At 72.5% G+C, this 19,770-nt stretch carries 16 protein-coding genes; 10 read left to right on the forward strand and 6 right to left on the reverse strand.

The window, feature by feature from the left end; all coding sequences use genetic code 11:
- Positions 1–124: 124 nt before the first annotated feature.
- The 5 genes from ACWD0J_RS29795 to ACWD0J_RS29815 all read left to right on the forward strand — a co-directional run bounded on the left by ACWD0J_RS29795 (position 125) and on the right by ACWD0J_RS29815 (position 9,093).
- Positions 125–1,885: a protein kinase domain-containing protein gene (locus ACWD0J_RS29795; protein WP_451498947.1), complete on the forward strand. Its 1,761-nt coding sequence runs from the start codon at positions 125–127 to the stop codon at positions 1,883–1,885.
- A gap of 53 nt (positions 1,886–1,938) precedes the next feature.
- Positions 1,939–3,738 (forward strand): serine/threonine-protein kinase, encoded by a 1,800-nt coding sequence (locus tag ACWD0J_RS29800; RefSeq protein WP_451498948.1) that lies wholly within the window; start codon positions 1,939–1,941, stop codon positions 3,736–3,738.
- Positions 3,739–3,821: 83 nt separating this feature from the next.
- A complete protein-coding gene (locus ACWD0J_RS29805; protein WP_451498949.1) occupies positions 3,822–5,429 on the forward strand; it encodes a protein kinase domain-containing protein in 1,608 nt (535 codons plus the stop codon).
- A gap of 233 nt (positions 5,430–5,662) precedes the next feature.
- Complete coding sequence (locus ACWD0J_RS29810; RefSeq protein ID WP_451498950.1) at positions 5,663–7,276, forward strand: succinic semialdehyde dehydrogenase; 1,614 nt, start codon at positions 5,663–5,665, stop codon at positions 7,274–7,276.
- A 41-nt stretch (positions 7,277–7,317) separates the two neighbouring features.
- Positions 7,318–9,093, forward strand: a complete 1,776-nt coding sequence (locus ACWD0J_RS29815) for a GMC oxidoreductase (protein ID WP_451498951.1) — start codon at positions 7,318–7,320, stop codon at positions 9,091–9,093.
- Between the two features lie 135 nt (positions 9,094–9,228).
- Here the strand turns inward: ACWD0J_RS29815 and ACWD0J_RS29820 are convergent, their stop codons facing one another.
- A complete protein-coding gene (locus ACWD0J_RS29820) occupies positions 9,229–10,275 on the reverse strand; it encodes an LAETG motif-containing sortase-dependent surface protein (protein ID WP_451498952.1) in 1,047 nt (348 codons plus the stop codon).
- Between the two features lie 207 nt (positions 10,276–10,482).
- Here ACWD0J_RS29820 and ACWD0J_RS29825 point away from each other — a divergent pair, with 207 nt between their 5' ends.
- Entirely contained in the window at positions 10,483–10,677 is a 195-nt protein-coding gene (locus ACWD0J_RS29825) for a hypothetical protein (protein WP_451498953.1), read from the forward strand.
- Positions 10,678–11,385: 708 nt separating this feature from the next.
- Here ACWD0J_RS29825 and ACWD0J_RS29830 read toward each other — a convergent pair.
- On the reverse strand, positions 11,386–11,673 hold the full coding sequence (locus ACWD0J_RS29830; RefSeq protein ID WP_451498954.1) for a chorismate mutase: 288 nt from the start codon (positions 11,671–11,673) through the stop codon (positions 11,386–11,388).
- Between the two features lie 310 nt (positions 11,674–11,983).
- Here ACWD0J_RS29830 and guaA point away from each other — a divergent pair, with 310 nt between their 5' ends.
- Entirely contained in the window at positions 11,984–13,555 is a 1,572-nt protein-coding gene (gene guaA, locus ACWD0J_RS29835) for a glutamine-hydrolyzing GMP synthase (RefSeq protein ID WP_451498955.1), read from the forward strand.
- A gap of 11 nt (positions 13,556–13,566) precedes the next feature.
- Here the strand turns inward: guaA and ACWD0J_RS29840 are convergent, their stop codons facing one another.
- A complete protein-coding gene (locus ACWD0J_RS29840; protein WP_451498956.1) occupies positions 13,567–14,046 on the reverse strand; it encodes a pyridoxamine 5'-phosphate oxidase family protein in 480 nt (159 codons plus the stop codon).
- Positions 14,047–14,188: 142 nt separating this feature from the next.
- Between ACWD0J_RS29840 and ACWD0J_RS29845 the strand changes: the two genes are divergently transcribed.
- Positions 14,189–14,998, forward strand: a complete 810-nt coding sequence (locus ACWD0J_RS29845) for a class II aldolase/adducin family protein (RefSeq protein ID WP_451498957.1) — start codon at positions 14,189–14,191, stop codon at positions 14,996–14,998.
- A gap of 72 nt (positions 14,999–15,070) precedes the next feature.
- On the opposite strand, the gene ACWD0J_RS29850 is transcribed toward ACWD0J_RS29845, so the two are convergent.
- Positions 15,071–15,967, reverse strand: a complete 897-nt coding sequence (locus ACWD0J_RS29850) for a DUF4429 domain-containing protein (RefSeq protein ID WP_451498958.1) — start codon at positions 15,965–15,967, stop codon at positions 15,071–15,073.
- A gap of 145 nt (positions 15,968–16,112) precedes the next feature.
- Between ACWD0J_RS29850 and ACWD0J_RS29855 the strand changes: the two genes are divergently transcribed.
- Both ACWD0J_RS29855 and ACWD0J_RS29860 read left to right on the forward strand, forming a co-directional pair.
- Complete coding sequence (locus tag ACWD0J_RS29855; RefSeq protein ID WP_451498961.1) at positions 16,113–17,411, forward strand: hypothetical protein; 1,299 nt, start codon at positions 16,113–16,115, stop codon at positions 17,409–17,411.
- Between the two features lie 135 nt (positions 17,412–17,546).
- Entirely contained in the window at positions 17,547–18,077 is a 531-nt protein-coding gene (locus ACWD0J_RS29860; RefSeq protein ID WP_451498959.1) for a DoxX family protein, read from the forward strand.
- A gap of 75 nt (positions 18,078–18,152) precedes the next feature.
- Here ACWD0J_RS29860 and ACWD0J_RS29865 read toward each other — a convergent pair whose 3' ends face one another.
- Together ACWD0J_RS29865 and ACWD0J_RS29870 are read right to left on the reverse strand one after the other, a co-directional pair.
- Entirely contained in the window at positions 18,153–18,395 is a 243-nt protein-coding gene (locus ACWD0J_RS29865; RefSeq protein WP_451498960.1) for a hypothetical protein, read from the reverse strand.
- Positions 18,382–19,653: a PspC domain-containing protein gene (locus ACWD0J_RS29870; RefSeq protein ID WP_451498962.1), complete on the reverse strand. Its 1,272-nt coding sequence runs from the start codon at positions 19,651–19,653 to the stop codon at positions 18,382–18,384. Before ACWD0J_RS29870 ends, ACWD0J_RS29865 begins: the two co-directional genes overlap by 14 nt.
- Between the last annotated feature and the right edge of the window lie 117 nt (positions 19,654–19,770).

Below are 19,770 nucleotides of genomic sequence, written 5' to 3' on the forward strand. Positions count from 1 at the left end.
GATCGATTCGGAAGTCTGTCGTGGCAGTGTGCCGCCGGCCTGCCGTGACCGGTGGCCGGTCCGAGGCACACTTGGCCGGTCAGCGCCGCGGAAGGAGGGCGTCCGGCGCGGCATCATGGGGCGCATGGGGACCCCGGGGGACGACTTCCGTGTCATAGCGGGCCGTTATCGCCTGGAGGCGCGGATCGGGCGCGGTGGCATGGGCGTCGTGTGGCGGGCGACCGACGAGCTGCTCGGCAGGCAGGTGGCGGTCAAGGAGATCCCCCTCGATCTCGACGAGACCCTCCCCACCCGGCAGGCCCTGCGCCAGCGCGACCGGACGCTGCGCGAGGCCCGGGCCGTGGCCCAGCTGCGCCATCCGCACATCATCGTCGTCCACGACGTCGTCGAGCACGACGAACGCCCGTACCTCGTCATGGAGTTGGTCGACGGAGGCTCCCTCGCCGAGCGGATCGCCGCGCACGGGCCCGTCGACGCGGACGAGGCCGCCCGGATCGGCATCGCCCTGCTGGGCGCGCTGCGCGCGGCGCACGCGGCCGGGGTCCTGCACCGGGACATCAAGCCCGCGAACGTCCTCGTGGAGGACGGCACCGACCGTGTCGTCCTCACCGACTTCGGTATCGCGCGGGTCGCGGGCGCCACCACTCTCACCGAGAGCGGTTCCTTCGTCGGCTCGCCCGAGTACACCGCGCCCGAACGGATGTCCGGGGCCAGGACCGGCCCCGCGTCCGACCTGTGGTCGCTGGGCGCGCTGCTGTGCACCGTCCTGAGCGGTGAATCGCCGTTCCACCGCGACTCGTTGGGCGGCATCCTGCACGCGGTCGTCTCCGCCGAGATACGGCCGCCCGCGCAGGCCGCGCCGATCCTGCCCGTCGTCCGGGGTCTCCTCGAACGCGATCCGGCGCGACGGCTGGACGCGGCGCGGGCCGAGCGGATGCTGCGGACCTTCCGGGACACCGGGCGCACACCGAAGCCACCACCGGCCCGCACCCGCAGCCGCACCGGGCCGCTGCGGTCCCGCGCCCTGCCGCTGGGCCGGGCCCGCGCCGAGCCGTCCGGCCCGCCACCGGAGTCACCGGTCGACCACCCGCCGAAGCCGCCGGCCGATCGGACCCCGGGCCCGTCCTCCGAGTACGCGCCGGCCTGGCAGGACCCGTCCGCCCGGCCCCCGGCGGACGCCGCCCCGGGTCGCTCCCCGCGCGGCGTGCTGGTCACTCTGCTGCTGGTCGCCGCGATGGCGGGCGCGGGGGTGTCCGCGGCGGCCCTGCTGACGAACGGTGGCGGCCACGGGTTCGGTACGCCGACGAGTCCGGCGCCGCACACGTCGGCGAGCGCCGGCCACAGCCCGAGCTCGACCCCGACCCCGACTCCGACCACGACTACGACCCCGAACCCGACTCCGACCCTTGGCCCGACCCGCAGCCGGAGCCCCGACCCGACCGTCCCCGCCGGGTACCGCCTCGCCGACGACCCGGCCGGGTTCGCGCTCGCCGTGCCGGACGGCTTCACCCGCGTACGGCAGGGCGAGCGGGTCTTCTACATGTCGCCGGAGAAGACCTTCCGCCTCGGCATCAGGGTCGCCGCATCCGGCCCCGGAGGCCCGCTGACCGTGCTGCGGCGCGCGGCGGCCGAGGGCCCGGCCGCCCACCCCGGTTACCGCGACGGCCGGGTCGTCCCCACCACGCACCGCGGACACCGGGCCGCGTCCTGGGAGTTCACCTGGAACGGGTTCAGCGCGGCGGAGGGCCCCCGGCACACGTACGACCTGTGCTGGGAGGAGGACGGGCGGCTGTACGACGTGTGGATGTCGGCGCCGGTCGGAAAGGCGCGGGAGGCGAGGCAGTACTTCGTTGTCGCCGTCGACACCTTGGTCACGGGTCTGTGACCGGTCGGCGTTCGAGGTGGATTCCGGACCGCTTGGCGCGATATGGATGTCTCATGAGCAGCAACGGGGGAGTCCCGCACGGGTCCGACGAGCCAACGAGTTTCAGTCTCCAGCCACCGAACCCACCGAACCCACCGGGTCCACCGGGCCCACCGGTGGCGATGCCGCACCCGGACAACCCGTACGCCCTGCCCACCCAGGTCGTGCCGCAGCCGCAGTCCGCCCACCCGCAGTCCGCCCAGCCGGTACCGATGCCACCAGGGCAGCACCCCCCACAGCCACCGGCCCCACAGTCACCGGCCGCACAGCCACCACCGGCCCCACAGTCACCGTCTCCGCAGTCGCCGCCCGCGCTGGCGGATCCCGGCACGGGCCGGCTCATCGCGGGCCGCTACCGGCTGCTCGCCAAGCTCGGGCACGGCGGCATGGGAACGGTGTGGCGGGCCAAGGACGAGACGGTGGACCGCGAGGTCGCCGTCAAGGAACCCCGTGTCCCGGACCACCTCCCCGAGCGGGAGCAGGCCAACGCCTTCGAGCGCATGCGACGCGAGGCACGGGCGGCGGCCCGGCTCGACCATCCCTCCGTGGTGAACGTCCATGACGTGGCCGACGTGGACGGCCGGCCGTGGATCGTGATGGAGCTGGTGCGGGGCCGTTCGCTGGGCGACGCGTTGCAAGAGGGCACGCTCGGGGCCCGGGACGCGGCGAGAATCGGCCTCGACGTGCTGGGCGCGCTGGAGGCCGCGCACGCGGCGGGCGTCCTGCACCGTGACGTCAAGCCGGACAACGTCCTGCTCGGCCGGCACGACCGGGTCGTCCTCACCGACTTCGGCATCGCGCAGATCGAGGGCGAGACCAACCTGACCGACACCGGCGGCTTCGTCGGCTCGCCCGAGTACATCGCGCCGGAACGGGTGCTGGGCCGGCGCCCCGGCCCGGCGAGCGACCTGTGGTCCCTCGGCGTCGTCCTGTACGCGGCGACGGAGGGCGTCTCCCCCTTCCGCCGCACCAACACCCCCGCCACACTCCAGTCCGTCCTCCACGCCACCCCGGCGCCGCCCGCCGCCGCCCAGGGCCCGCTCGCCGACGCGATCAACGGCCTGCTCCAGAAGGACCCGGCCCGCCGTCCGAACGCCGCGCAGGTGCGTGCCCTGCTGGAGACGGCCGCGAACCCGCCGGCGCTCCGGCCGACGCAGGTCGTGCAGTACACCGAAGGCCCGCGGCGGGGTCTCCGGCCCGGCCGCAGGACCTGGCTCGGCCTCGGCGCCGTGGTCGCAGCGGCGGCGGTGGCGGCGTATCTGATGATCGCGAACCCGTTCGCGGGGCCCCTGCCCGACGGCTGGCAGACCAAGCACGAGAAGGATGTCGCCGCGACGCTCGCGGTGCCCGCCGCATACCAGCGCTCCGTGCCCGACCGGGAGAGCGACGAGGGCCACTGGGTCAGGTACACCGACTGGAGCGGCAGCATCTGGATCGGCCTGACCCTGGACAAGAAGGCCGAGGACACGAGCAACGCCATCGCGGACTCCGCGGGCGCCGAAATGTACGACGACAACGCCGACTTCAAGGCGAACGGCGCGTACTCCCTCGGCATGCCCGCGAACCCGAAGGAGCTGAACCCGGACGACGAGGCCACCTACCGGGGCAATCCGGCCGCCGAGAACACCGTCGGCTACACCACGGACGACAGTGAGAACCCTCGCCCCCGCGAGCTGAGGATCCTCTACTACAAGAACAAGAGCGGCGACATGTACAAGCTCACCGTCAGCTACCCCGGCAAGGGCGACTTCACGGACCGGGGCCGCGAGGTGGCGAGGACGGCGATCGCGAACCTGGACGTCGACACGCTGTGACCGTGCGCCCGGCTCGCGGCGCCCCGGCTCGCGCGCCCCGGCTCGCGTCGACAAGAGGGCGCCGGGCGGGGTACTGATGGGACATGAGCAACGGCGGGGACAGCGCAGGCCCCAGGGACACGCTGCTCGGCGGGCGTTACCGTCTGGTCGAGCGCATAGGCACCGGCGGGACGGGCACCGTCTGGCGGGCGCGCGACGAGCTCGTGGAGCGTGAAGTCGCCGTCAAGCAACCGGGGTTGCCGGGCGACCCGGAGGACGAGGAACACCGCCGCGCCGCCCACCGGCTCTACCGCGAGGCCCGGGCCGCGGCCCGCGTCGACCATCCCTGCGCCGTCTGTATCCACGACGTCGTCGAGGAGGACGGAGTCCCCTGGATCGTCATGGAGTTGGTCCGCGGTGAGTCCCTGTACGAGGCACTCCGCCGCGGTCCCCTGCCGCTCGCCGAGGCCGCCCGCATCGGCCTCGCCGTCCTCGGCGCCCTGCGTGCCGCGCACGCCGTCGGCATCGTGCACCGGGACGTGAAGCCCGCCAACGTCCTGCTGGGCCCCCACCGCCGTGTCGTCCTCACCGACTTCGGCATCGCCCACGTCCAGGACGGGGAATCGCTCACGGCCACCGGCGAGTTCATCGGCTCGCCGGAGTTCGTCGCCCCGGAGCGGATGTCCGGCACGGGCGCCGGCCCCGCCTCCGACCTGTGGTCCCTGGGCGTCCTGCTGTACGCCGCCGTCGAGGGCGGCTCCCCCTTCCGCGGTACGACGCCACAGTCGACGCGCACCGCGATCCTCGCCGCGGATCCCCCCGGCCCCCGGCGGGCCGGCCCTCTCGGCCCCCTCATCACCGCACTGCTGGCGAAGGACCCCGAGCGGCGCCCGGACCCGGAGGAGGTCGCACGGGTACTGGAGTCGGCGGCGGGAGAACGGCGCCCGGACCCGGACGCGGGGGGCCCGGAGGCCGGCGTACGGGAAGCGGACGTACCGGAAGAACCGACGCCCCAGCCGCAAGCCGGACCGCGACCGCAACCGGATTCCCAGCCGCAAGCCGGACCGCGACCGCACCCGGATTCCCAACCGCAGGCCGAACCGCAACCCCAACCGCAACCCCAGCCGGAACCGCAGCCGGAACCCCAGCCCCTCCCGGGGCGCCGCCGGGCCCTCCGTGTGGCCGTCCCCGTCCTCGGTGTCCTCCTCGCGGGCGGCGTCTGGCTCGGTACCGCGCCCGCCGACGGGACGGCCGTGCGGGACGGATGGGTGGCTCACCGGGGGCAGGGGGCGGGCACCGTGCTCCACCTGCCCCGGTCGTACCGGCCGCTGGCCCCGACGGGGGAGCCGGGCGACACGTCCCGGTTCGCCGTCTACGGGGACGGCGTGATCCGTGTCTACCTCGGCGTGTGGGACAGCGCCCCGCGTTCCCCGATGGCCGAGGCGAAGGAGACGCCGGTCGCCTGGGAGGGGCACGAGCGGTCCCCCGGGCGGTACACCCCCACCAGCTTCCACGGCCAGGAGGCCGTTCTCTCCGACGTCACGTACGACCCGGACGGCAGGCCGACCCGGGTCATGCGGCTGACCGTCCGCACCGACGACGACCGCGTGTACCAGCTGCGCGTGGACATGCCGAAGGGGACGGCGGACGAGAAGAAGGGCACCGCCCTCTTCAGGGAAGCCCGCGACCGGCTGGAGATCCCCGGAGACTGAGACTGAGACTGAGACTGAGACTGAGACGGAGAACCGGAGAGACAGGGACAACGGGCGGGGAGGAGAAACCGGGAAGGAGAAACCGGGGATGAGAAACCGCGCCGGGTGATCGTCTCCCACAACCCCCTGATCAGCGCATTCATGCCAGTGATCACTGGCATCGTGTGAGCGGTCGGTGAATCCCGATTACTGACGGGTACCCAAAGCGTTCACGCCGGAATACCCTGCCGCTCATGACGGACGCGCAGGCCCCGGCCCAGACCGGCACGAACCCCATCGCCCCCGCCCCGGCGGGCGCCCGAACCGCCGCCGACGTGGTCACCCCCGAGCTGATCGCCCAGCTCACCAAGGGCGTGGTCGGCTCCGGCCGGACCGCCAACCACACGCCGTTCACCGGCGAGAAGCTGGCCGACCTGCCCGAATCCACCCCCGCGGACGTGGAGAAGGCCTTCCAGGCCGCCCGCAGGGCGCAGTCCGTCTGGGAGAAGACCCCCGTACGGCAGCGGGCGGCCGTGCTGCTCTGCTTCCACGACCTGGTGCTGGAACGCCAGGCCGAGGTCCTCGACCTGATCCAGCTGGAGACCGGCAAGGCCCGTCTGCACGCCCACGAAGAGGTCCAGGCCGTCGCCGTCGCGGCCCGGCACTACGGCCGGAGGGCGTCCGCCTACCTGAAGCCGAAGCGGCACGCCGGTGCCGTTCCCGCCCTCACCAAGGTCACCGAGCTGCGCCACCCGCGCGGGGTCGTCGGCCAGATAGCCCCCTGGAACTACCCGCTGGAGCTGTCGGTGGGCGACGCGCTGCCGGCGTTCGTCGCGGGCAACGCGGTCGTGATGAAGCCCGACACGGAGACCTGCCTCACCGCCCTGTGGGCCCGTGACCTGCTGATCGAGGCCGGTCTGCCCGCCGACGTCTTCCAGGTCGTCCTCGGTGACGGCCCCGTCGTGGGCCCCGAGCTGGTCCGGCACGCCGACTACGTCTCCTTCACCGGCTCCACCCGCACCGGCCGCGAGGTCGCCCAGGGCGCCGCCGCCCGGCTGATCGGCGTCTCCCTCGAACTCGGCGGCAAGAACGCCATGCTGGTCCTGGAGGACGCCGACATCGACAAGGCGGCGGCGGGCGCGGTCCGTGCCTGCTTCTCCTCCGCCGGCCAGCTCTGCATCTCCATCGAGCGGCTGTACGTCCACGAGTCGGTCGCCGACGCGTTCCTGGAGCGCTTCGCCACCCGCACAAAAGCGATGCGACTCGGTACGTCCCTCGCGTACGGCGCCGACATGGGATCCCTGGTCGGGGAGCGGCAGCTGGAGACCGTCACCCGGCATGTGGAGGAGGCCGTGGCGAAGGGCGCGAGGCTGGTCGCCGGCGGGGTGGCCCGCCCGGACATCGGCCCGTACTTCTTCGAGCCGACCATCCTCGACGGCGTGACCGAACCGATGGCGGTCTGCACGGAGGAGACCTTCGGCCCGGTCGTCTCCCTCTACCGCTTCCGCACCGACGACGAGGCGGTCGAGCTGGCCAACGCCACGCCGTACGGCCTCAATTCCTCGGTCTGGACGCAGGACGGCCGCCGCGGCCGTGAGGTCGCCGCCCGCCTGCGCACCGGCACCGTGAACGTCAACGAGGGTTACGCCCCCGCCTACGGCAGCGTCCAGTCCCCGATGGGCGGGATGAAGGACTCCGGTCTGGGCCGCCGCCACGGCTCCGAGGGCCTCCTCAAGTACACCGAGGCCCAGACGGTGGCCCAGCAGCGCCTGCTGCCGATGGCCCCCTCGCTCGGCATGGACGACGAGACGTACGCGCGGTTCATGAGCCGCAGCCTGCGCCTCATGAAGGCGTTCCGCTTCCGCTAGGCGCTGTCGCAGACCCCACCGGTTCTCAACGAGGAGAGCACGTGCCCCAGGACACCTACGACTACGACGTCATCGTCGTCGGATCCGGCTTCGGCGGTTCCGTGACCGCCCTGCGCCTGACCGAGAAGGGCTACCGCGTCGGTGTCCTGGAGGCAGGCCGCCGCTTCACCCACGAGACCCTCCCGAAGAACTCCTGGGATCTCAAGAACTACCTCTGGGCGCCGAAGCTCGGCATGTTCGGCCTCCAGCGCATCCACCTGCTCGGCAACGTGATGGTCCTGGCGGGCGCGGGCGTCGGCGGCGGCTCCCTCAACTACGCCAACACCCTCTACGTACCGCCGAAGCCGTTCTTCGAGGACGCGCAGTGGCGTGACATCACGGACTGGCAGGACGAGCTGGCGCCGTACTACGACCAGGCGCGCCGGATGCTCGGGGTGCGGCTCAACCCGACGATGACGCCGTCCGACGTGCACCTCAAGGCGGCGGCCGAGCGGATGGGCGTCGGCGACACCTTCCACATGGCACCGGTCGGCGTGTTCTTCGGGGACGGCGGGGACGCCGACGGGTCGGTGCGGGCGAAGCCGGGCGAGCAGGTGCCGGACCCGTACTTCGGCGGGGTGGGCCCGGACCGCAAGGCCTGCGGCGAGTGCGGCGAGTGCATGACCGGCTGCCGGCACGGCGCGAAGAACACCCTCAACGAGAACTACCTGTACCTCGCCGAGAAGGCGGGCGCGGTGGTGCACCCGCTGACCACGGTCGTGTCCGTCACCGACGACTCGCAGGGCGGGTACGCCGTCGCCACCCTCCCCACGGACCGCCGCCGCAAGACCGGGGGCAGGACCTTCACGGCCCGCCGGGTCGTCCTCGCGGCCGGTACCTACGGCACCCAGACCCTCCTGCACCGCATGAAGGCCGGCGGTCAGCTGCCGTACCTCTCCGACCGGCTCGGCGAGCTCACCCGCACCAACTCCGAGGCGCTGGTCGGCGCGCAGACCACCGACCGCCGCTACCGCAAGGTGACCGGCGAGAAGCCCGACTTCACGCGCGGCGTGGCCATCACCTCGTCCATCCACCCCGACGCCGACACCCACATCGAGCCGGTCCGCTACGGCAGGGGCTCCAACTCGATGGGCAGCCTGTCGATCCTCCAGGTGCCGTACGCCGAGGGCTCGTCCCGGGCGCTGGCCTGGCTGCGCAACGCGGCCCGCCACCCGCTCCTGGTGCTGCGCTCGCTGTCCAACCGCAAGTGGTCGGAGCGGACCATCATCGGCCTGGTGATGCAGTCGCTGGACAACTCCCTGACGACGTACCTGAAACCGGACGGCGTGGGGAAGGGCCTGCTCACCGCCCGCCAGGGCCACGGCTCCCCGAATCCCAAGCAGATCAAGGCGGCCTCGCGGGGCGCGTCGGCGATAGCCGCCGAGATCAACGGCTTCGCCGGCTCCAACGTGGGCGAACTGATGGGCACCCCGCTCACCGCCCACTTCCTCGGCGGCTGCCCGATCGGCTCCTCCCGCGAGACCGGCGTGATCGACCCGTACCACCGCCTCTACGGCCACCCCGGCATCTCGGTCGTCGACGGCGCCGCGGTCTCCGCCAACCTGGGCGTGAACCCGTCCCTGACCATCACGGCACAGGCCGAGCGCGCGATGTCGTACTGGCCCAACAAGGGCGAGCAGGACCCGCGTCCGGCGCAGGGAGAGGCGTACGAGCGTCTGAAGCCGGTCGAGCCGAAGTCCCCGGCGGTCCCGGCGGACGCGTTCGGCGCGCTGAAGCTGCCGTTCCTGGGGATCCCGGCGGTGCCGCCGAAGAAGTGACCCGGCCGTGGCCGGCAGTCGCCGCGGACACAGTCGCCGCGGCCCAGTCGCCGTAGGCAGAGAAAAGGACCTGCGCCCCCCTCCGAGCGCAGGTCCTTCTCCGTTGTGCGGCCGAGCCTTACCGAGCCTTGGCGGCTACGCCTCGGCCCCGGCCTTGCGGCGGCGCACCACGAACACGGCACCGGCGCCGGCGACCACCGCGAGACCGCCCACGAGGCCGATCATCGGCAGCGCGGAGCTGGAACCCGTCTCGGCGAGCGTGCCGGTGGCGGAGACCTGGTTCACGTCCGAGAGGTCCGCCATGCCGCCGGTCTGCGGCGTGGCGTCGTTCGGGTCACCGGCGTCCGAGCCGGCGGCCAGGACGTCGAAGAAGTACAGCCAGCCGTTCGGGTCGTCGGCGACCCAGCAGCCCTCGTCGTCCGCGTACTCGGCGAGGCCACCGGTCACCCCGAGGGCGTCCGGCACCTTGCCGCTGACGCTCAGCCGCAGCTTGTACGAGACCGACTGGCCCGCACCGAGCGAGAACGCGTCGAACGTGCCGCCCTCGCCCGCGGCACCGGCGATCGTCTCCCACGAACCGGACGCCTTGTCGAAGACCTGGACCTTGATCTGGCCGGAGTAGTCCTTCTCGTCGTCCCAGCCGATCGCGGCGACGCCGATGAGCGGCTTGATGTCCTTGACCTCGTCGTCGCCGCGGTTGGACACGTTGAACGAGAACGCGGTCCAGCCGCTGCCGGCGACGATCGTCTCGGGCAGCCCCGACAGACCGCTGGTCACCTCGGCGCTGAGCTCGGCGGTGCTGTCGCCGTTCTCGTCCACGCACAGCTCGGGGTTCTCGTCGCCGGGCGCGCTGGCGCTGGGCGACGGGGAGGCGGCCGGGGAGCTCTCGTCGGCGGCCGGGGTGCTCTCGTCCGCGGCGGGGGTGCTCTCGTCGGCGGCCGGCGTGCTGGTGTCGGCGGCGGGGGTGCTCTCGTCCGCGGCGGGCGTGCTGGCGTCGGCGGCGGGGGTGCTCTCGTCCGCGGCCGGCGTGCTGGCGTCGGCGGCCGGAGTGCTCTCCTCGGCCGCCGGGGTGCTCGTCGACGTGTTCGGCGTCTCGTCCGTCGCGAACGCGACCGGGGCGGAGAGCAGGGTGAGCGGGGCTATGACGGCGGCCGCTGCCACCATGGCACGACGAAGCTTCATGAAGACCTCGGGAATCAGGTGCGCCGCGTGGTGCGGCACGCTTGGGGAGGCCTCCGCGTGTGGGGCGCGGGTGTGGCCCTTGATACGCGGTGTTTGATCTGTGAACCCTGTGAATGGTTGCCCTCGCATTCACGGAATTCTTATGTGGGCTGAGTCACACCCTGTTTCCTTGTGAACGCGCTTTCCCACGGCCTAGAACTGTGCGTCGTGTCTGACAAGCCGTCCGAGGAATCGTCCTCGCCCCCGCAGATCCCCGACGACGTCTGGGAACAGTTCACCCGCGACACCGAGCGGGACATCCGTGGCTCGGCTCCGAAGGAGCCGTCCGCGCGCGCCCGCATGGTGAGCGAGGGCCTGGACGCTGGCCGCCCGGACACCTGCGGAGCGGTGTCCCGTATCTGACCTCCGGCCGACGGCAGCCCACGTCGGACGGCGGTGCCCGGCAGCCGGGGGACCCCGAACGGCGCCGGGCACCCGGGACAGCAGAACGGCCCGGCGGGGCAGCCGGGGCACCCGGGACGGCGCCGGGCAGCCAGGACAGCAGAAGGGCCCCGCGGGCTGGGGCCGCGGGGCCCTTCTCGGTCAGCACCGACGTCAGGGCAGCGCCGGTGCCTGGGAGCGGCGCCGGGGGGTTGCGCCGCTTGTCCTTCAGTGCCCCCGGTCGGCGGCCCGGCGCACGCGGGGCGCGCGGACGGTCTCGACCTTTGGCGGTGGGGCACCAGATCGATGCGGGTGTCCACGGGGGGACTTGCGAGGCTTTCTGCGCATCGTGCTCGATGGCGGCGGCCTCCGCAACCGTTTGACCCGGTCCGGTACTTCTTCCGGTGCGTCTACCGGTACTTCCGCCGGCCGGCCCCGGGCGTCCCCGGAGCCGGCCGTTCTCTTGGGTGACCGGGCTGCTGTCCCCTGCCGTCCGGTCACTTACCTGGAGCGAGGTCCCACGACGTACGGCACGATCCGTACGTCTCATCGCTCCAGTGAGCCACGCGTGGTTCTTTCGGGCCCGCCCCTGGCTGGCACGGACACCAGCACCAACGAGGCGTCGCGCGGCACGGTCACGCGCCGTACGGGTGAGAGCGGCCCCGAACGCGGATGCGACCGGCACGGTGCTCAGACGCGACCGCGGCACAGTTCCAGGAGCGTCATGGCGAGGGAGGTGCCGGGCCTGCCCAGCGCCTCGCTGTAGTGGTGCAGGATCTCCATCTCGCGGGAGAGGTTCACACGCCGCCCGCCGGAGGTGATCCGGGCCTCCTGGATGACCGCGGACACGGCCATCCGCTCCTGGATCAGCCCGATGATCCGGTCGTCGAGCGCGTCGATGCGCTCCCGGGCGCCGGTGATCACGCCGGCGGCCTCGGTGGTGCGCGCGCCGGTCTTCTCCGCAGCGGTGACGGTCATGTCGGGGGCTCCTCGTCAAAAGGTGCGGTGCCCCGGAGCGGCAGGTCCCGGAAACGCCAGACGCCCCGGGCCTTGTCGGCCCGGGGCGCCTGGGAAGTCGCTTGTCAGTTGCTCAAGCAGCACGACCATGGCAGCCGGTGGGCCGGTTGCCATAGGTAAAGAGGAAGGCCGGGTGCGTGAGCATGGCGCCAGTATGCCACGGCCCGTTCTCGGCGCCGATCCGTACATGTCAGGCGGCGGAGCCCTCTCCACGCGCACCTCGGTAGAATCGGAGAGCACAGAGACCCCGCCCCACCGCCGGAAGGCCCCCGTGTCATCAGCGACCCCCGCCCCCGACACCGTCCTGGTCGTCGACTTCGGTGCTCAGTACGCCCAGCTCATCGCCCGTCGCGTCCGCGAGGCGCGGGTCTACAGCGAGATCGTGCCGAGCAGCATGCCGGTCGCGGAGATGCTCGCCAAGAACCCGGCGGCGATCATCCTCTCCGGCGGCCCCTCCTCGGTGTACGCCGAGGAAGCCCCCCGCCTCGACCGCGAGCTCTTCGAGGCCGGCGTCCCCCTGTTCGGCATGTGCTACGGCTTCCAGCTGATGGCACAGACCCTCGGCGGCACCGTCGACAACACCGGCGCCCGCGAGTACGGCCGTACGCCGCTGCGCGTCGCGAAGTCCGGCTCGACCCTCTTCGAGGGCACCCCGGACGAGCAGTCGGTGTGGATGTCGCACGGTGACGCCTGCTCCGCCGCCCCCGAGGGCTTCGCGGTCACCGCCTCCACGGACGTCGTCCCGGTCGCCGCCTTCGAGAACGACGAGAAGAAGCTCTACGGCGTCCAGTACCACCCCGAGGTCATGCACACCACGCACGGCCAGCAGGTGCTGGAGCACTTCCTGTACCGGGGCGCGGGCCTGACCCCCGACTGGACCACGGGCAACGTGATCGAGGAGCAGGTCGCCGCGATCCGCGAGCAGGTCGGCGACAAGCGGGCGATCTGCGGGCTGTCCGGCGGCGTGGACTCGGCGGTGGCCGCCGCCCTCGTGCAGCGGGCCATCGGCTCCCAGCTGACCTGCGTGTACGTCGACCACGGCCTGATGCGCAAGGGCGAGACCGAGCAGGTCGAGAAGGACTTCGTCGCCGCGACCGGCGTGCAGCTGAAGGTCGTCGACGCCGAGGAGCGGTTCCTGACCGCCCTGAAGGGGGTCTCCGACCCCGAGGAGAAGCGGAAGATCATCGGCCGGGAGTTCATCCGGGTCTTCGAGCAGGCGCAGGCCGAGATCATCGCGGACGAGGGTCCCGAGGTCGCCTTCCTGGTCCAGGGCACCCTCTACCCGGACGTGGTCGAGTCCGGTGGCGGCAGCGGCACCGCCAACATCAAGTCCCACCACAACGTCGGCGGCCTCCCCGAGGACCTGGAGTTCCAGCTCATCGAGCCGCTGCGCCAGCTGTTCAAGGACGAGGTCCGGATGGTCGGCCAGGAGCTGGGCCTGCCGGAGGAGATCGTCCAGCGCCAGCCGTTCCCCGGACCCGGCCTGGGCATCCGGATCGTCGGCGAGGTCACCAAGGACCGCCTCGACCTGCTGCGCGAGGCCGACGCCATCGCCCGCGAGGAGCTGACGGCGGCCGGCCTCGACCGGGACATCTGGCAGTGCCCGGTGGTCCTGCTCGCGGACGTCCGCAGCGTCGGCGTCCAGGGCGACGGCCGTACCTACGGCCACCCGATCGTGCTGCGCCCGGTCTCCTCCGAGGACGCCATGACCGCCGACTGGTCGCGGCTGCCGTACGACGTTCTCGCGAAGATCTCCACCCGGATCACCAACGAGGTCAAGGACGTCAACCGGGTCGTGCTCGACGTGACGAGCAAGCCGCCGGGCACCATCGAGTGGGAGTGACGGCACCCTAGCTAGGCGCGCTTGACCGTGCGCAGGGGCTCGCCGGGCTTCCAGACCTGGACGACCAGATGCGTGTCGTCCTCGACGCAGGTCCGCACGACCTCGGTCAGCTCGGTGCGGAAGAGGTGGAACGGCTGCGGCGGTTCCACCTCTTCGACGTATCCGGCCCTCTCCTCGGGATCGTCCACCTCGACCGCCCGGCCGCTGATCCGGACGTCACCGCCGCCCATGCCCTGCCCCTCGCCGGGGTTCGCCTGGAGCGCGAAGCGCGGATCACGGCGCAGGTCGAGGGCCTTGAGCGAGCCCGGCATCATGCCCAGCCACAGTTCACCGTTCAGGAACCGCGCCTCCAGGCCGGTGGTGCGCGGCGAGCCGTCCTTGCGCAGCGTGGCGAGGACGTGGTGCGTGAAGGAGCCGAAGCGCTTCTCGACGGTCCTGGCGAGACCGGGTTCCGCCGCGGAGAAGGCCGCCCAGTTCGTACGAGCTGTCATACGTGTCAGTCTTCCGCCGATACCCGACACCTTCTGTCTGGTATCGGCCGCGTGCGCCATCTTTATGCTCCAGCGCTGTTCTGGCGCGCTGACCGACGGTAACTTCCGCCCCGTAAAGCCACCCAGTGCTGGAGGACGACACATGCACGGGACGCCCGGCGCCGGGCCCACACCGCCGCTGCCGCTGCCCACCGACCGGCTGCGGTTCGCGATGCCGCCGATGCACGAGTCGGTCGACGACGAGCGGCGGCACCGCAAGGAGCGGCTCGCGGGCGCGCTGCGGATCTTCGGACGGCTCGGCTTCGAGGACGGGGTGTCGGGGCACATCACCGCCCGTGACCCGGAGTACAGCGACTGCTTCTGGGTCAATCCGTTCGGCATGCCGTTCCAGCACGTCACGGTGAGCGACCTGGTGCTGGCCAACTCCGCCGGGCAGGTGATCCAGGGCAGCTACCACGTCAACCAGGCGGCGTTCACCGTGCACGTCCAGGTGCACGCGGCCCGCCCGGACGTCGTCGCGGTCGCCCACTGCCACTCGGTGCACGGCAGGGCACTGTCCGCGCTGGGCGACCTCCTGGACCCGATCACCCAGGAGAGCTGCGCCTTCTACGAGGACCACGCGCTCTACGACGCCTACAGCGGCGTCGCCGTCGACGCCGACGAGGGCCGCCGTATCGCCTCCGCCCTCGGCACCCGCAAGGCGCTCGTGCTGCGCAACCACGGGCTGCTGACCGTCGGCGACTCGGTGGACGCGGCGGCCTGGTGGTTCCTGTCCCTGGAACGGTCCTGCCAGGTGCAGCTGACGGCGAAGGCGGCCGGACGCCCCCTGCTGATCGACCACAAGACGGCGGTGGCGACACGGGAGCAGCTGGGCGGGGACCTGGTGGCGTGGATCAACTACCAGCCGATGTGGAAGGACATCAGCCGCAGCGAGCCGGACCTGCTGGACTAGCAGCCCCTCATCGGACTGGAAGCCCTTCATCGGACGAGCAGCCCCTCACCGGACTGGAAGCTCCTCATCGGACTAGAAGTTCCTCAGGACGGCCGCTTTCGTCATCGCGAACTCCTCGTCCGTCAGCACCCCGTCCCGGTGCAGCTCGCCCAACTCCCGCAGCCGCCGCAGAAGTACGTCGTGATGGTCGGCCGGGGGCGGAACGGCCGCCGTGCGCCGGGGCCGGACGGCGCGGTGCGCGTCCTGCTCGACGCCGGCGCGGGTCGAGGGGTGCGGCAGCCGGGCCGTGACGGCGGCGGCGACGATCGCCGTGAGCAGGTCGCGGCGGGCGCTGCCCCACAGGTCCAGGGCATACGGGTCCTTCTCGGGCGGCAGTTTGGAGAACGCCGCCTCATGGGTCGCGAAGCGCAGGAAGCCGTCCTCGAAGCCGGAGTTGGGCAGCCACTCGACCTGGGTGACGTCGCTGATGCCGATGATGCGGGGGCCGGTGGCCCGCTTGACCCGGTCGGAGGTGTCGGACCAGTCGATCCGCACCTGGGTGCCGTCGAAGGAGACGGTGCCGTCGGAGGAACGCACCGACACCGGGACCGGCGGGCCGGGCAGCAGGTAGGCCTTGACCGGATCCTGGGGGACCTGATCCAGGAGCAGGGCGTGCCGGATCTCCTCGGCCACGTACTCGGCGACTCCGGCCCGGTCGAGGTCCACCAGCAGCCGGTACGGATCGGCCGTATCGGGCAGCCGGCCACCGGTCGCCTGGAGCAGCGGGTCGGCGCCCTCGCGCAGCCGCATCCGCAGCCGTCCGCGCTTGCGTTCGGGCTCGAAGACGACGCCCGAGACGGCTTCCAGGGGCACGGCGATCTCCCCGTACGTCTGCCGGAACAGCGGCACGGAGCGGTGCAGACCCGGCGTGATCCTGACCGTGCTGCCGTCGAAGGCCCAGGTTCCGTCGCGCTGGATGATCTCGGCCATGGGGAAATTCTCGCAGCCGGGTCAACACGGCGGGCCGTACTTCACCCCCGCTGACCGGACCTGGCAGCCGCGGACCGTGCGGTGTAGGGCACAATTCGCTGTCATCGTTGGGGACTTGCGGGGCTGGGAAGGCGGACGGTCGGACGTGGCGGTGCAGGAGGCGAGACAGGGCGTGACCGGGGGCGCTCAGGGCGGAGCCGGTGGTGCGCACGGCGGTGGCTGCACCTGCGGGGACTGTCCGCACGGGGCGCGGGCGGGACACCGGCGGGCGGTCGCCGCGTTCCTGCTGAAGCGGGACGGGTTCGCGGCGGGGGAGGGGCTGCCCGCGGGCGTGGCCCACTCGGCGTCGGCCTCCCGTCAGTGGGTCTCCGAGGAGTTGACCCAGTCCGCGGAACTCGTCGCCGAACGCGGCCGGGCCGGGGGCGCGGCCTGGCTGGCCCTGCTGTGGCGCCGTACCGTGATCACGGTGTGGGTGCTGGTCGTCCTGCTGCTGCTGGCGCAGGCGCTCACGGCGATCGGCGCGGGCTGGAGCACCGCGCGTACGGCCGGACTGCTGGCCGCCCTGCTGGTGGCCGGGGCGCTCACCGCGGCCTCCTGGTTCCACCGGGCGCACGGCGGCGCGCTGGCGCCGGTGATCGGCGAGGACAACCGCCTGTCCACCTCCCGCGCGGTGGCGGTCGGCTGGGTCGTCTTCGTCGCGTACGCGGTGCTGGTGCTGGCCGGCCGCCTGGCCGCCGCCTCCGACCACGCCGAGCGCGACGCGCTGATCTCCGGGCTCGGACTCGCCCGGGGCGCGGGCGTGGTCACCGTGCTCGCCGTGGTGTGCGGGATCGCCGTGCTGGTACGGCGCGTGGTGGGGCTGCGGGTGCTCGGGCAGCGGCTGCAGAAGGTACCGGCGGACCGGCCCCGCGCCGCCGATCTGCTGACCGACGACGCGGGCCGGGGCACCTTCGCCGACATCCAGTACGTCGTCATCAGCACCGTGGCCCTGCTGTTCGCGGCCGTACGGCTGGCCCGGCGTCCCGACCAGCTGCCCGACCTGCCGTGGGGACTGACGGTGGTGGTGCTGGTGTCGGCCGCGACCTATGTCGCCGGGAAGTACGCCGAGGGCGGGCGTCCGGTGATCCTCTCCGTCGTACGGGCCCGGGAGGCCGGCGGTCTGGACGGTCCGATCCGCACCGGCGACGACGTTGAGATCCGCGGCGCCGGATTCGTCCCGCCGGGCGCGCAGGGGGCGGACCGGCTGTCGCGGATGGTCGTGCGGATCGGCGCGGTGAACGTGCGGGTGCCGCTGGTGCCGGTGACCGGCGGCTTCAGCAACCCGACGGACTCGGTGCTCACCGTGCCGGTGCCGGTGGAGGTGGAGCCGGGCCGGGTGGAGGTCCAGGTGGTCACGGCGGCCGGAGTGGAGACGAACCGGTACGCCATCGACGTGACGGAGTGACGGGCGTCCCCGCCGGACGACTCCGTGCACGCGGGGCGGAGAAACCGGCCGGACAGGAGTGAGCGCGGCTCCCCTGCCGTACGTATCGTCTTCTCAAGCAGTCACTGCACAGCGGGCGAGAGGCGGCTTGGAGCGATGACTCACGGCATGCGGACGGACACGCACTCCCCCTACCTCGACGGCGACCGGGACTGGCGCGACACCGCCACCCGCTACGCCCTGCTGCCCCTGCGCCTCTTCCTCGGCATCACCTTCATCTACGCCGGTCTGGACAAACTCACCGACAACGCCTTCATGAAGGACTCCGGATCCGGTTCGATCGGCGACCTGATGCGCACCGTCCGCGACTCCTCCGCCATCCCGGCCCTGGTCGACCTGGCCCTGAAGAACCCCGGCGCCTTCGGCTACGCCATCGCCTTCGGCGAACTCGCCGTCGGCATCGCCACCCTGGTCGGCCTGCTCACCCGCCTCGCCGCGCTCGGCGGCGCACTGATCTCGCTCAGCCTGTGGCTGACCGTGAGCTGGACCACCGAGCCCTACTACTACGGCAACGATCTCCCGTACATGTTTTGCTGGGTGCCGCTCGTGCTCGCCGGTGCCTCCGTCCTCTCCCTGGACGCGGCCCTTCGGTCCCGGCGGCGACAGCGGTCGGGGGGTTATCGGTAGGCGGGAGCGGGAGCGGGAGCGGGAGCGAGGTGCGGCTTACGGCCGGGGTGGCGGTGGGCGCGTCCGGCGCGGGTGTCAGCGGGGTGTCTCCGGTAGCGCCCCGGAGGGGTCCGTACGGCCCGCTGCCCGGCGTCTGCGGATCGTCCGGGTCAGGAGTCCGACCGCGCCCGCCAGGAACAGGCCGACCACGACCAAGGGGATCACCGCGAACCACGGGGTGTCCCAGAGGCCGCCCGCGTCACCGGCGTAGATGACTCCCGCGAGGGCCAGGAAGAGGCCGGCGACCAGCCTCCCCGGCTGGAACTCATGACGCAGCACGGCTCACCTCCGCCTGTCCCACGCCCACCTGGAGGTCGAGGTCGACCGTGCCGGCGCTCCGGACGCCCGGGCCCGGCGACAGGGTCAGCTGCCTGAACCTGCCCGGCTGCACGTCCACGTCCTTCTTCTCGTCACCCGGCACCTGGATGTCGCCCACCCCCACGTCGATATGCAGTCTCACCGTCAGGTCCGGCGGCACGATCAGCCGCGCCCGGCCGACGCCCACCTCGACCTCCGACTCCACGGTCTGCCCCGCGGCGAGCCGCAGACCGGTCAGGTCCAGGGTCCCGACACCGGTGCCCAGGTTGTACTTCCGCTCCAGGTCCGCCACCGCGGCGGGGCGCCACGTCGTGCGCACCCAGTCCGTGCCGACGTTCTCGGGCAGTGCGGCCGAGCAGGCGAGCAGACCGGCCGTGATGATCGCCAGGAAGACCGACCCCGCGCCCGTGCGTCCCAGGAACGCGCTGACCGCGATGCCGACGCCCAGCACGGCCAGCGCACAGGCCAGACCGGTCTGCAGACTGGTGCCGAGTGCCTGGTCCTGCCACGTCAGCCGGGTGCCGAGGACGCCCGCGAGCAGGGCGAGGAGGAAGATCCAGCCGCCGATCCAGCGGGGGCCGCGCGGGCTGGACGTCTGCGCGAGCGGGGTGCGTATGTCCTGGCGGCCCGCCCATCCGGTGCCGAGGCCGATGGTGACGGCAGCGGCGACGTCCCGGTCGTGGGAGTCCCGCGGGCCCCACAGATAGCCCGTGCCGCCGACATGGGTGCCGTCCTTGACGATGGGGTCGCGCCACCAGGACGGGTAGGCGGCGGGCACCGGCGGTGCCTGGGCCTCCGGCGGGGCGTCGGCGACGGCCTGCGCGGCCAGCGGGTCCGTGTCGGGGGCGCCGCGCTGCCGCGACCAGTACCCGGCGCCCGCGAGGAGCAGGGACAGGACGACGGCGAAGGTCAGCACCCCGCCGTTCCTCAGCAGTGTCAGGAACACCCCGCAGCCGACCAGCGCGAACAGCACGGCCGTCAGCGCCTGGCCGTCGACGCGGCCGGTGAACAGCTTGCGCACCTCGTTCTCGTCCTCGTCGTCGTACGGGACGAAGAGCCAGGCGAAGCCGTAGAAGAGGAGGCCGAGGCCGCCGGTCGCGGAGAGCACCGCGAGGGTGATCCGGAAGATCACCGGGTCCATGTCGCACTGCCGCCCGAGCCCGGAGCACACCCCGGCGAGCATCTTGTGCCGCGGGTCGCGCCGGAACCTGTGGGGCAGTTCGGCCGCCCCCGCACCACCCTCGGACGTGTCCGCCCGCGCGCCCGCGCCCTGATACCCTGGTAGCCCGTGGACCGGTGGGCACGAAACCCCCGAACCGCAGCGACGGCACCCCCG

Source organism: Streptomyces sp. NPDC003011, from assembly GCF_053591515.1.

What these genes read in the sequence shown, in the direction of transcription:
- ACWD0J_RS29795 (WP_451498947.1), top strand. Translation starts at nt 125, where the DNA reads ATGGGGACCCCGGGGGACGACTTCCGTGTCATAGCGGGCCGTTATCGC.
- ACWD0J_RS29800 (WP_451498948.1), top strand. Translation starts at nt 1,939, where the DNA reads ATGAGCAGCAACGGGGGAGTCCCGCACGGGTCCGACGAGCCAACGAGT.
- ACWD0J_RS29805 (WP_451498949.1), top strand. Translation starts at nt 3,822, where the DNA reads ATGAGCAACGGCGGGGACAGCGCAGGCCCCAGGGACACGCTGCTCGGC.
- ACWD0J_RS29810 (WP_451498950.1), top strand. Translation starts at nt 5,663, where the DNA reads ATGACGGACGCGCAGGCCCCGGCCCAGACCGGCACGAACCCCATCGCC.
- ACWD0J_RS29820 (WP_451498952.1), bottom strand. Translation starts at nt 10,275, where the DNA reads ATGAAGCTTCGTCGTGCCATGGTGGCAGCGGCCGCCGTCATAGCCCCG.
- ACWD0J_RS29830 (WP_451498954.1), bottom strand. Translation starts at nt 11,673, where the DNA reads ATGACCGTCACCGCTGCGGAGAAGACCGGCGCGCGCACCACCGAGGCC.
- ACWD0J_RS29840 (WP_451498956.1), bottom strand. Translation starts at nt 14,046, where the DNA reads ATGACAGCTCGTACGAACTGGGCGGCCTTCTCCGCGGCGGAACCCGGT.
- ACWD0J_RS29845 (WP_451498957.1), top strand. Translation starts at nt 14,189, where the DNA reads ATGCACGGGACGCCCGGCGCCGGGCCCACACCGCCGCTGCCGCTGCCC.
- ACWD0J_RS29850 (WP_451498958.1), bottom strand. Translation starts at nt 15,967, where the DNA reads ATGGCCGAGATCATCCAGCGCGACGGAACCTGGGCCTTCGACGGCAGC.
- ACWD0J_RS29860 (WP_451498959.1), top strand. Translation starts at nt 17,547, where the DNA reads ATGACTCACGGCATGCGGACGGACACGCACTCCCCCTACCTCGACGGC.